Annotated in this window: 8 protein-coding genes and 1 pseudogene; 7 read left to right on the top strand and 2 right to left on the bottom strand. The window is 40.3% G+C overall.

Features of this window, described 5'->3' with window-relative positions; translation table 11 throughout:
• The first annotated feature begins 295 nt into the window (after nucleotides 1-295).
• From FTU90_RS14165 to FTU90_RS14135, 7 genes and pseudogenes are all read left to right on the top strand, one after another.
• Nucleotides 296-709 (top strand): cation efflux protein, CzcI-like, encoded by a 414-nt coding sequence (locus FTU90_RS14165; protein WP_225530251.1) that lies wholly within the window; start codon nucleotides 296-298, stop codon nucleotides 707-709.
• Nucleotides 710-757: 48 nt separating this feature from the next.
• A complete protein-coding gene (locus tag FTU90_RS14160) occupies nucleotides 758-2,083 on the top strand; it encodes a TolC family protein (RefSeq protein ID WP_035269736.1) in 1,326 nt (441 codons plus the stop codon).
• 1 nt (nucleotide 2,084) lies between these two features.
• On the top strand, nucleotides 2,085-3,314 hold the full coding sequence (locus FTU90_RS14155) for an efflux RND transporter periplasmic adaptor subunit (protein ID WP_016658777.1): 1,230 nt from the start codon (nucleotides 2,085-2,087) through the stop codon (nucleotides 3,312-3,314).
• Entirely contained in the window at nucleotides 3,304-6,444 is a 3,141-nt protein-coding gene (locus FTU90_RS14150; RefSeq protein WP_180072947.1) for an efflux RND transporter permease subunit, read from the top strand. Before FTU90_RS14155 ends, FTU90_RS14150 begins: the two co-directional genes overlap by 11 nt.
• A gap of 86 nt (nucleotides 6,445-6,530) precedes the next feature.
• Nucleotides 6,531-7,430 carry a cation diffusion facilitator family transporter gene (locus tag FTU90_RS14145; protein ID WP_005028603.1) on the top strand — a complete coding sequence of 300 codons (900 nt, stop codon included), beginning with the start codon at nucleotides 6,531-6,533 and terminating at the stop codon, nucleotides 7,428-7,430.
• A 186-nt stretch (nucleotides 7,431-7,616) separates the two neighbouring features.
• The gene (locus FTU90_RS14140) at nucleotides 7,617-8,183 is read left to right on the top strand and encodes a recombinase family protein (RefSeq protein ID WP_075175362.1); all 567 of its coding nucleotides are present in this window, start codon (nucleotides 7,617-7,619) and stop codon (nucleotides 8,181-8,183) included.
• A gap of 267 nt (nucleotides 8,184-8,450) precedes the next feature.
• Nucleotides 8,451-9,155 (top strand): annotated as a pseudogene (locus FTU90_RS14135) (IS6-like element IS1008 family transposase).
• Nucleotides 9,156-9,291: 136 nt separating this feature from the next.
• Here FTU90_RS14135 and FTU90_RS14130 read toward each other — a convergent pair.
• Both FTU90_RS14130 and FTU90_RS14125 read right to left on the bottom strand, forming a co-directional pair.
• On the bottom strand, nucleotides 9,292-10,221 hold the full coding sequence (locus FTU90_RS14130) for a copper resistance protein B (protein WP_180072945.1): 930 nt from the start codon (nucleotides 10,219-10,221) through the stop codon (nucleotides 9,292-9,294).
• Entirely contained in the window at nucleotides 10,208-12,301 is a 2,094-nt protein-coding gene (locus tag FTU90_RS14125) for a copper resistance system multicopper oxidase (RefSeq protein ID WP_180072943.1), read from the bottom strand. Before FTU90_RS14125 ends, FTU90_RS14130 begins: the two co-directional genes overlap by 14 nt.
• Nucleotides 12,302-12,353 lie beyond the last annotated feature (52 nt).

Raw genomic sequence — 12,353 nt, 5'->3', positions numbered from 1 at the left:
GGATAATCTTTCTCGGATTCAATCAATAATTGAACCGCTCTTTCTCTGATTTCAGGGGTATATTTTACTTTTTTCATCGGGACATTCTCTCAGAAAGCTTGGTCTCCGACAAACCCGGTACGGTTCACTATCTATTGTTATTCTTACCTGAAATTGATGTGAGCTTATAGAGACAAGGTAAATTTGCAAAAGTGCCGGCTATTCAGTGTTCATTGAATGTTTAATTTAATTTATTAAGCTTGACCTTGGAGTGGCTCTAAGCCTTATACTTGGTACAAATTTTTCGATTGTTATGATGATGCGTTCTACTACATGGATTACAGTCTTGGTTGGATTGTTCATGTTCCAAAGCTTTTGGAATGTGGCGGCGGCCTTTTGTGTCCATGAACAACAGCCTCAATCACAGCAGAGTTATCATTTTGGTCATCACCAAAATACCTTGTGTGCCAGCGATAGTCGTCAACACGATCATAATGGACAGTCAGAAAACATAAAAACATTCAGTAGCGATTTAGAAATCGGTGAAGATCATCAAGATCATCTACCATCGATGACGCATTTGATTGTACAAAATGAAAAAGTAGATGTGTTTCATCCAAGCTCTGAAGTTAAAGTGAATCCACAATTTCATTGGAAAAACAGCTATCAGGCTCCTGACCTGTTTCAACAAAGCCCACCTCCCGAATTTTCCCCGCTCATGGTGGGGTAGCCTAAAACATTCCCACCACTTTTATTATTTAAATAAGTGGGAAAAATCATGTCTTCACAATCAATTATACTCTTGCGTCATAGCTTGGTTGCTTGTATATGTGCAGCGGCTATGCAATATAGCTATGCTGAAAACGTTACCAGCTTTGAATCCGCTTTAGCAAAAGTACAAAGTTACCAGACTCAAGACAAGCTGTGGCAACAAGTTCAGCAAATATCTGAATTGAATATTCAGCAAAGTCGGTTATGGCAGAATCCAAGTATAAGTTTAGAACAGTCTGGCTTTGGCTCAGGTCAAGAACAGGAATTCAATGTTGGCGTTAGTCAACCTCTAGATCTATTTGGTCAGCGTAAGCTGAACCGGGTGATTGCCAATACCTCGAATCAACAAATCCAATTGCAACAGCAATTATGGAAGGCACAAAGCCAACTGATTGTTAAATTTGCATGGTCGCAATTTGCACTTGCTGAGGTTGAGCAGTCTGCTTATTCAGTACAGTTAAAAACAAGTAAAGCCAATCTGGACAGTGCCCAGAAACGCTATCAGGCAGGCAGTATTGCCCTGGTTGATTTTGAGCGTACCCAAATTGAAGCGCTAGAAATCCAACGACTTTATCAGCAAGCGATGCTGAATAAACAAGCTGCCGGTCGTCAGCTGTCTAATTTGTGGGGGGGAGAAACATCTTCACATCTTCAATTGAATAAAACCGCTATCCCTTGGCCAGAGCAAAGTCTCCAAACTGTGCAACGGTATATTGCTGAAGGGTGGCTAGAAAAATTCTATGCCTTGAACATTCAGCAATCGGATCATCAAATTGAAAATTTAAGAATTCAGGCACGTCCCAATCCGACTTTAAATGTAGGCATGAAACGTAGCAAAACCCCTAATGAAAGCAACGATACGACTTTGGCAATCGGCGTGGCTATTCCACTGAATATTTTCAACCGCCAGCAATATGCGATCCCGATGGTCCAGCAACAGCAAATATTGCTGAACCAACAGCAGCAGCGTGAGCTGAAGCAACAAATACTCAATATTGCCAACAGCATGCATCAGCTCAAAGGTTTACGTAGCCAGTTCGATGCCACAACAGCACAAGTTACTTTGGCGACCAAAGTTCAGAGCCGTACTTTACAAGGGTTTCAGGCAGGGAAACTGTCCATTACCGACGTTCAGCAAGCAACCACCCAACTGCAGAATCTTCGATTGGGTCAATTACAAATTCTACGTCAAGCTTGGCAAACTGCCCTCGCAGCTGAGGCACTCAGTATTGGCACAAGTTATGAAGAAATTAGCCGTTCGGATGCCTATACACAACTGAATAAAAAGGCAGTCGAAGCATCGCAAAATTTAATCAATGGGGGAGCACGATAAAATGAACGCCAAGCAAAACGGAAAAATATCCCAGTCTCTCATGATTGCAATTTTGATTCTGATTACGGTCTTGGTCAGTCTGGTTATTTGGTTAAGTTCAAAAAAAACTGAATCTGAGGGGCATGGTCATGATGAGGGAAATGCCGAACATTCTGATGAAGATAGTTCTGAAGAAGGACATGCTGAAGAAGGCGAAATACAACTGACCAGCCAACAAATGGTTGAACAAGGTTTAAAAGTTGCTGTTGCATCCACAGGATTGGTTGAAAAGCTGACAACCCTGCCAGGTAAATTGGTGGTGAATACCGATCAACAAGCGCATATATCGCCTAATTTTAGTGGTCATGTCGAGCAGGTCAATGTGGCTTTAGGACAGAGCGTGCAAAAAGGACAAACGCTGGCTGTACTAATCGTGCCTGAACTGATCGACCAACAGGCAAATCTGCGTATGGCACAGGTGAATCTGGATTTGGCCCGTAAAGATTACCAGCGCGAACAGCAACTCTGGTCACAGGGGATTTCTGCCAAACAGGATTACCAGCGTGCCGAAAATGCCTACCGTCAAGCGCAGATTACTGTCCAGTCCTCACAAGCACGTTTAAATGCATTAGGTGCAAGTGGCAATAACAATGGGCGTTTTCTGATTAAAGCACCGATCTCTGGGGTGATCAGTCAAAAAGATATTGTGGTCGGTGAAAATGTGCAACTGGCTAATCAGCTCTTTGTCATTGAACAGCTGAAAGATTTATGGCTTGAGTTTAATTTGCCGAATCAATTCTCAGGTCAACTGCAAGCCGGGCAAAAAATTGACTTTAAAGTGAATGATTCAGATCAAATCTATAAAGCTACTGTACAAAGCTTAACCTCTCAGGCAGATGTACAAACAGGGCGTCTGGTGGTGCGCGCAAAACTCGATGCGCAAGCTACTGAGTTGCGTTCTAATGTGTTAGTGAGAGTGTTGATTCCGGAAGCTACAGCAAAATCAGCCCTTCGGATTCAAAAGTCTGCGCTGCAAAGTATTGAAGGTGAAGACAGTATTTTCATCGTAGATTCAGAACAAAAAGGTCAAGTCCACTTAAAAGCACAGAAAGTGCAATTGGGGCAGGCTTCAAGTGATGGACAATGGCTTGAAGTGATTTCTGGGCTGACTGAAGGGCAGAAGTATATCGCTCAAGGCAGTTTCTTGTTGAAATCTGAATTAGAAAAAGACGAGGCAGGCCATGAACATTAATTCTGATCTGCCAAAACCAGAAGGTTTATTCGAACGAATCATTCAGTTTTCCATACAAAATGCGATTTGGGTGTTGCTCTTTGTCTGTACCTGGATTGCGGTCGGGGTGTATAGCTATCAGAAACTCCCGATTGATGCTGTACCCGATATTACCAATACCCAAGTCCAGATTAATACTCAAGCCAAGGGTTTTACTGCGCTTGAAGTCGAACAGCGGATTACCTATCCCATTGAAAATGCCATGGCTGGCATTCCGGATCTGGAGCTTACCCGTTCCATATCCCGTTATGGACTCTCTCAAGTCACCATTGTCTTTAAAGATGGGACTGATATTTATTGGGCCCGTCAGCAGATTAACCAACGGATACAGGAGGCGCAATCTGAGTTGCCTGCACAAATCGCACCGACGATGTCCCCCGTTTCTACGGGTCTCAGTGAGATTTATCAATGGGTACTGAAGGCAGATCCGAATGCGAAAAAGCCGGATGGAACTGCATACACGCCGATGGATTTGCGTGAGATTCAGGACTGGATTGTGCGTCCTCAACTGCAACGTGTTAAGGGAGTTGCAGAGGTCAACAGTATTGGTGGTTTTGAAAAAACCTATGTGGTCTCTCCCGATTTAAACCGGATGCAGCAACTGAATATCTCATTAGAACAACTGCAACAGGCTTTAGCGCAAAATAATGAGAACCGAGGTGCAGGTTATATTGAAGACAATGGTCAGCAACTGACGGTACGTGTACCGGGTACATTCAATGGGCTTTCTGATATTGAGAACACCATGCTGGGTAGCCCAAATGGCAGCCCAATTCGGGTTGGTGATATTGCGCAAGTCTCTATTGGGCATGATTTAAGAACCGGTGGGGCAACCTATAACGGCAAAGAAACCGTTTTAGGGATTGCCATGATGGCGATGGGTGGAAATAGCCGGACTGTTTCTAAAGCTGTGGATGCCAAGCTTCAAGATATTCAGAATAGTTTGCCTAAAGGGGTAGTGATTGAAACGGTGTACGACCGTACTACCTTGGTTGAGAAGGCGATTAAAACCGTTCAGAAAAACTTGGTAGAGGGAGCAATCCTGGTCATCATCATTCTGTTCCTGTTTTTAGGGAATATCCGTGCTGCCTTGATTACTGCCTGTGTCATTCCACTCTCTATGCTGTTTACCTTAACCGGGATGGCACAGAAAAATATCAGTGCCAATCTGATGAGTTTAGGTGCACTCGATTTCGGCATCATTGTCGATGGTGCTGTGGTGATTGTCGAAAACTGTATCCGGCGTTTAGCCCATACACAGCAACTGTTAAAACGACCTCTCACACAAAGTGAACGCTTTAAGGAAGTTTTTCTGGCTGCCCGCCAAGCACGTCGTCCTCTTATTTTTGGTCAGCTTATTATTTTGGTGGTGTATTTGCCGATTTTTGCTTTAAGTGGTGTAGAAGCAAAACTATTTCATCCGATGGCTTTAACCGTTGTTCTCGCACTGGTGGCAGCTATTATTTTATCGATCACCTTTGTGCCCGCTGCAGTTGCTTTATGGGTTAAAGGGGAGATCAAAGAAACGGAAAGCCGTTGGATGATCTGGCTCAAAACCCGATATCAACAGATATTGGATGGAGCCTATCATTACAAAGCGGTGGTTTTAACTTTTGCCATTTGTCTCCTGGTCATTACGGGTCTGCTCAGCACGAAGATTGGCAGTGAGTTTGCACCCCAGCTGAGTGAAGGTGATTTTGCGGTACAGCAATTACGTTCTCCAAGCACAGGCTTGGAAGAGTCTTTACGTATTCAGGAAAATACCGAAAAGCTTTTACTGAAAAACTTTCCCGAAATTAAAGCTATATTTGCCCGTACCGGGACTGCTGAAGTGGCGACAGATGTGATGCCACCGAATATTTCCGATGGTTATATCATGCTGAAACCACGTGAGGAATGGCCAGATTCAAAAGAAAGCCTAGATGCACTTCGAACCCGAATGGAAGCTTATCTTGCGACAATTCCCGGCAATAACAGTGAGTTTTCTCAGCCTATTGAGCTACGTTTTAATGAACTGATTTCAGGTATACGCAGTGATGTGGGGGTGAAGGTTTTTGGTGATGACATGCAGGTTTTGAATACTGAGGCTGCAAAAATCGCGAAAATCATTCAGCAAGTCGCAGGTAGCAGTGCGGTGAAAGTTGAACAAACTTCGGGTCTGCCTTTACTCAATGTAGAGATTGATAAAGCTTTAGCTGCCCAGTATGGCTTGAGTGTGAAATCTATTCAGGATGTGGTGGCTGCAAGTATTGGTGGACAAAGCGTGGGAGAGATTTTAGAAGGCGATCGTCGTTTTGATTTTGTTATCCGTCTTGGAGAGCAAGACCGTAGTGTCGCATCTGTTTCCCAGTTACCTATTCAGCTTCCAAATGGTGGCAGTATTTTATTGTCGGATGTCGCGCAAGTCTCGACCATTGAAGGAATCAACCAAGTCAGTCGAGAAAATGGTAAACGCCGAGTTGTGGTTACAACGAATGTTGAAGGGCGTGATTTAGGGTCTTTTGTTTCTGATGTACAGACACAGCTCAAAGCATACACTTTGCCAAGTGGTTATTGGATAGAATATGGCGGTCAGTTTGAAAATTTGGCTTCAGCCAAAGCACGGATGCAAATCGTGATTCCACTGGCTTTAATCACTATCTTTATTTTACTGATGGCGGTCTTTCACAATGTCAAAGAAAGTCTATTGGTCTTTACCGGGGTACCCTTTGCCTTGACCGGTGGTGTGCTGTTCCTTTGGCTAAGGGATATTCCATTATCGATGTCAGCTGGAATTGGCTTTATTGCCTTATCTGGTGTTGCAGTCCTCAATGGACTGGTAATGCTGACCTTTATTAAGGAATTAAGGGACAAATATCCAGTGCATAAAGCCGTGTGGCAAGGGGCTATTTTGCGCTTAAGACCAGTGTTGATGACAGCTTGTGTGGCTTCACTGGGTTTTGTACCAATGGCGCTGGCAACCGGAACAGGGGCTGAGGTTCAACGGCCACTGGCAACCGTAGTGATTGGCGGGATTATCTCTTCAACATTACTAACTTTGGTGCTGTTACCCGTGCTTTATCGTTGGATAAATGAAAAGAAAGTTTCTTAATCCAATAGATTAGTCGATTTACAGCAGAGATATTGGCTGTTATCCAATATCTCTGCTCATCATAAATAGAATAAGGAAAATATTTTATGTCAGAACATCATGATCATAGCCATGCGGTTGTTACTGAAGAAAATAGTAAGAAGTTAATGGTTGCCTTAGGTTTAACGACTACTTTTTTAATAGTAGAAGTTGTCGCTGCTTTTATTACCCAAAGTTTGGCTTTGTTATCTGATGCAGCTCATATGTTTACTGATGTAGCCGCTTTAGCTATTGCTCTTGCCGCTATCAAAATTGGTAAAAAAGCCGCAGATGATAAAAGAACTTTTGGCTATCAGCGATTTGAAATTTTAGCGGCTCTGTTTAATGCGGTGATGCTTTTTGTGGTAGCAATATATATTGTATATGAAGCTTATCAACGTTTTACGAATCCTGCTGAAATTCAAAGTGTTGGAATGATGATTGTCGCGGTCATTGGTTTGGTCATAAATTTGATTTCAATGAAAATCCTTTCTGCTAGTGCTGAAGGAAGTCTAAATATAAAAGGTGCATATTTAGAAGTTCTTAGTGATGCTCTAGGATCGATAGGCGTGATTATCGGAGGAATAGTTATTTATTTTACCCAGTGGATGTGGGTTGATACCGTAATCGCTGTGTTAATTGGCTTCTGGGTCTTACCTCGAACTTGGATTTTATTAAAACAAAGTATTCATATTCTGCTTGAAGGAGTTCCTGATGAGATTGATATTGAGTCGTTAAGAAATGATTTATTGAAGCTAGAGGGCGTTGAAGGGATTCATCAGTTGAAAGTCTGGGCTATATCCTCAAGAAATATTCATTTAACTGCTCATTTGGTTGCTCCGAATAGCAATACAGATCAACTCTATCAAAAGGCCTTAGAAGTTCTAAAACATAATCATAATATTACTGAAATTACGTTACAAATAGAAAATACGAAATGTAATACATTGAACCAACATAAACACTAATTTGGACTTTAGTCTTCATATAGATGTTTTGTGTAACTTTAAAGTACACCCTAAAGTAACACTTTAAAAGTTCGTAAAACCATGTACCATTTAAATGATTTTTAATCATAAGTAACATGTAACTTTGATATTAAAGATTTATGATTTACAAAATTGTTCATTTTTATCCAATTGGGGCGAGAAAGAGTGAAAGGCCAAAAAGTAGGTTATGTGCGAGTGAGTTCGGTCGAGCAAAATACTGGGCGTCAACTTGAGGGGATTGAAGTCGACCGGATTTTTGTTGACCGTGCTTCGGGTAAAAATACTGACCGACCGAAATTTCAAGAAATGTTGAACTATGTCCGGGAAGGGGACAGGGTGATAGTACATTCCATGGATCGTTTTGCGCGAAGCTTAAAAGATTTGGTCACTGAAGTAGATAAACTGGTCAAACGAGGGATTTCCATCCAGTTTGTAAAAGAAAATATTACTTTTACAGCCGAATCCACCCCGATGGATAATTTGATGCTTCAAATGATGGGTGCTTTTGCACAGTTCGAACGTGAGATCATTTTAGAGCGGCAAAAGGAAGGAATAAAACTCGCCTCTGCTCAGGGGAAGTACAAAGGTCGGGTGCATAAACTAAAGCCTGACCAAGCTGAAGCTTTACGACAAGCATGGAAGGAGGGGAAGTATCCATCGAAAATGGCATTAGGGAAAGCTTTTGGGATTAGTCGTCAGGCGGTATACCGATATTTACAAGTTAGTGAATAGCTTATTGGGATTAGCAACTAAATTTAGTTTAACTTATAAAAATCATGAAACACTGTTCGAATTTTAAGCGTGGAACATGAATAATCAATAAAAAGCCGCTCTGGTGCCCTATATTCCAGAACTGACTGCCCTACTATCTTGTTTTGAGTTTGTTTATTTCTTAATACCATTTAAGATAGGTTCTATTCTAATTCAAGAATTTATGGCACTGTTGCAAATAGGCTGACATGATAAGCTAAATATCTTATTTATTTCGAGATACAGCAGATGAATCCCTTCCACGGTCGGCACTTTCAAGGTGAAATCATTCTTTGGGCTGTTCGTTGGTATTGTAAATATGGCATCAGCTATCGTGAACTTCAAGAAATGCTCGCTTAACGAGGCATAAATGTGGATCACAGTACAATTTATCGTTGGGTTCAGCGTTATGCTCCAGAAATGGAAAAACGGTTACGCTGGTATTGGCGTAATCCTACAGATTTACATTCATGGCATATGGATGAGACTTATATCAAAGTGAAGGGGCGATGGACTTACCTGTATCGTGCAGTTGATCAACGGGGTCATACGATTGACTTTTACCTTTCCGCTAGACGGAACAGTAAATCAGCCTATAGTTTTCTAGGAAAGATCTTCAATACGGTGAAAAAATGGCAAATTCCACGGGTCATCAATACAGATAAAGCAGCGACCTATGGCCATGCTTTATCACGATTAAAGCGAGAAGGAAAATGTCCAGTAGATATTGAGCACAGGCAGATTAAGTATAAAAATAATGTCATTGAATGTGATCATGGTAAGTTAAAGCGAATCATCAGGGCCACATTAGGATTCAAATCTATGAAGACTGCTTATGCCACAATTAAAGGTATTGAAGTCATGCGTGCACTACGTAAAGGACAAGCATCGTCATTTTATTATGGTCAGCCTCAGGGTGAAGTGTGTCTAATCAACAGGGTTTTCGGTCTCTAAGCACTTTTTAAAGGGAACATCATCGACTCAAATCACTATTTGCAACAGTGCCATCTGGATCAACATTTCACAAAATAAGCATACAAAAAAAATAGCAGTATTAAACTGCTATTTTTGATTTTTATTTAAATCGCTTTTAAAAAACAAACTCGATACCTGCACCATACAACCATCCTTTTTCTGAATTGGACGCTTGTTGTAGAGAAGTTAGCTTTTGTCCCTTTTCATATTGATAAGCTACATCAACAAAAGGTTTAATCCGTTTAGTAATCTCATAACGAGTTTTCAGCCCAGTCTTCAATTCGGATAATCCGTTTTTTGAAGCATAGTTAGAATCATCGCTAAATATTACATCTGCTTCGATATAAGGTTGAGTAATAAGTTTCTGAGTTAAAAGCAAATCACGTTCTAATTCAAAACTTGCTCCCCAAAAATTATTCTCACCGCCATAAAGATATGCTTGTGTTTCAAAAAAATATGGCGCAAGCCCTAAAATACCGATAACACCATCAATTCGCTTATTGTCTGACTCGCCTCTATCTTCACTATATCGAATACCGGTTTGTATATCCCAAAATGGAGCTATATTACGGCTATAAAGTGCGGAGATATCATATTTAACCTCATCACTTTCAGGTTTTTCCAGATTTGCTTCGATAAATAAGCGATTTTCATCTGTACCAATCAAAGTTTCAAACTTTGTTCCTAACCCACCTTTACCGTCTTCATCAACCATCCATTCATTTTCGAGTTTTGTAGTTTGATAAACTTGACCACCATGTTCTTTAAGATGATTATTATGGGAGGAATCAGCTGGTTCCAAATTCTTCCGCATAATTTGAATACTTTTGTTTCCCTTGTTAATATTTCTTTTTGAAAAATACTTTGGATAAACATTTTGCGGGGAATAGCTTAACCCACCAGATTCCTGCAATAGTACCTTCATACTTTCTGGCATATTGCTATCTTCTACTGGTTGAGTGTTCTTTGCAAAGGTCAGATTTGATAATCCAAATAGCGCAATCATCAAAGTTGTTTTTGAAAACAAATTATTAGTGATATGCATGTGGATTTACTCCCTTCTCATTTACTTGGGACTGAGGAACAGTCTTTGTAGAATTACCATCTTCCACTTGAGCTACAATGAGTTTATTCATCATTCCTGCACTCATATGGTAAAGCAGGTGACAATGAATAGCCCACTCACCTAACTCATCAGCTGTGAGTAGAGTGGTTATCGTTTTCCCAGGTGGAACAATTACCGTATGTTTGTTTGGCATATTGCTTGGATCCTGACCATTCTCAAGCTGCATAAACATGCCATGTAAGTGCATTGGGTGAGCCATCATACTGTCATTGACAAATTTTAAGCGAATACGTTCACCATACTTCACCACTAGTGGGTCGGCTTCATTAAATTTTTTACCATTTATTGTCCAAATATAACGCTCCATGTTTCCACCAAGACGGATCTCTATTTCACGTTCAGCTGCACGAGTGTCTTTTTGAGGATCTAACGATTGCAAATCACTATATTGCAATGCTTTATTACCTTCAGGTGTTGAAGCATTTGCCCATCCAAATACGGTATTATCATTCTTGTCTGAAGCCGCCTTAACAGTAGCGCTATTCATCGGCATATCATGATCCATACCTTTCATAGAAGACATATCATGATCCATACCTTTCATAGAAGACATATCGTGATTCATGCCTTTCATAGAAGACATATCATGATCCATACCTTTCATAGAAGACATATCGTGATTCATGCCTTTCATAGAAGACATATCATGATTCATATCTTTCATTGAAGACATATCATGATCCATACCTTTCATAGAAGACATATCATGATCCATACCTTTCATAGAAGACATATCGTGATTCATGCCTTTCATAGAAGACATATCATGATCCATACCTTTCATAGAAGACATATCGTGATTCATGCCTTTCATAGAAGACATATCATGATTCATATCTTTCATTGAAGACATATCATGATCCATACCTTTCATAGAAGACATATCGTGATTCATGCCTTTCATAGAAGACATATCATGATTCATTCCCATATCTTCCATAGTCAATAAAGAACGAGGACGAGGCTTAGGCATCTCAATTTGTTTTACAGGTGAGGTATTTTCATCATGTAAGGTTCCAACCGAAAATCCAGTACGATCAATAGATTCAGCTTCGATTTGATAATGGGCTTGTTTCGGTTCAACAATGACATCATAAGTTTCAGCAGTACCTATACGGAACTCATCTACAGGAACAGGTTTTACAGGTTGACCATCGGCACTTACCACTGTCATTTTTAAATTTGGAATTCGTACATCAAAAAATGACATTGCAGAAGCATTAATAAATCGAAGGCGAACTTTTTCTCCAGCTTTAAAATTACCGGTCCAGTTTTGCTGAGGTGTTTTGCCATTCATTAAAAATGTATAACCAGTCACATCGGACATATCTGTTTTCAACATCCGCATCTGATTCCACATAGAGCGGTCTTGCCAAGTTGCCTTTAATCCATCACGTTTAACTTGTTTTAATACATCGAATACTGTTTCGCGACGGTTCTGATAGTAATCTGCTTCTTTTTTAAGATTTTTCATAATTTGATCACTTGTTGAATTATGAAAATCAGAAAGCAAAACAACGTAATCTTTATCGGTTTTTTCAGCAGCTGTTAGTGGAGTTTTATCTTTAGGATAAATAACAAAAGCACCATATAAACCGTCTTGTTCTTGTCCTTTACTATGTGAATGATACCAATAAGTACCATTTTGGCGGACTTTAAACTTATATTCATAAGTTTTATTAGGGGCAATGCCATTAAATTTGTTAAATCCAGGTACACCATCCATAATTCCAGGTAATAATAAGCCATGCCAATGGATTGAAGAGTCCTGATTTTTTAACTTATTGTGAACACGGATAACGGCCTCATCACCTTCTTCAAATTCAAGAAGTGGTGCAACGAATTTACCATTAACGGTAATTCTCTTTAGCGGTTTTCCTGTGATATTTACAGTTTGTTCAGCGATTGTTAAATCATATTCTTTAACTGCCGCCATTACCCAAGTTGATGAAAATAAACCAACTCCAATTAAGAGTACATGACTTAACTTATTTGACATTCTATCTCACCTTTAGAAAGGTCAAGATTGAAGTAATAAAGCAAATATTTAG

This window comes from Acinetobacter sp. YH12200, from assembly GCF_013418175.1.
Taxonomy (GTDB): domain Bacteria; phylum Pseudomonadota; class Gammaproteobacteria; order Pseudomonadales; family Moraxellaceae; genus Acinetobacter; species Acinetobacter pseudolwoffii.
Note: the sequence above shows the minus strand (reverse complement) of the source record. Positions and strands in the feature narration are given on the sequence as shown.

What these genes read in the sequence shown, in the direction of transcription:
- FTU90_RS14150 (WP_180072947.1), top strand. Translation starts at nt 3,304, where the DNA reads ATGAACATTAATTCTGATCTGCCAAAACCAGAAGGTTTATTCGAACGA.
- FTU90_RS14125 (WP_180072943.1), bottom strand. Translation starts at nt 12,301, where the DNA reads ATGTCAAATAAGTTAAGTCATGTACTCTTAATTGGAGTTGGTTTATTT.
- FTU90_RS14165 (WP_225530251.1), top strand. Translation starts at nt 296, where the DNA reads ATGATGCGTTCTACTACATGGATTACAGTCTTGGTTGGATTGTTCATG.
- FTU90_RS14130 (WP_180072945.1), bottom strand. Translation starts at nt 10,221, where the DNA reads ATGCATATCACTAATAATTTGTTTTCAAAAACAACTTTGATGATTGCG.
- FTU90_RS14145 (WP_005028603.1), top strand. Translation starts at nt 6,531, where the DNA reads ATGTCAGAACATCATGATCATAGCCATGCGGTTGTTACTGAAGAAAAT.
- FTU90_RS14155 (WP_016658777.1), top strand. Translation starts at nt 2,085, where the DNA reads ATGAACGCCAAGCAAAACGGAAAAATATCCCAGTCTCTCATGATTGCA.
- FTU90_RS14160 (WP_035269736.1), top strand. Translation starts at nt 758, where the DNA reads ATGTCTTCACAATCAATTATACTCTTGCGTCATAGCTTGGTTGCTTGT.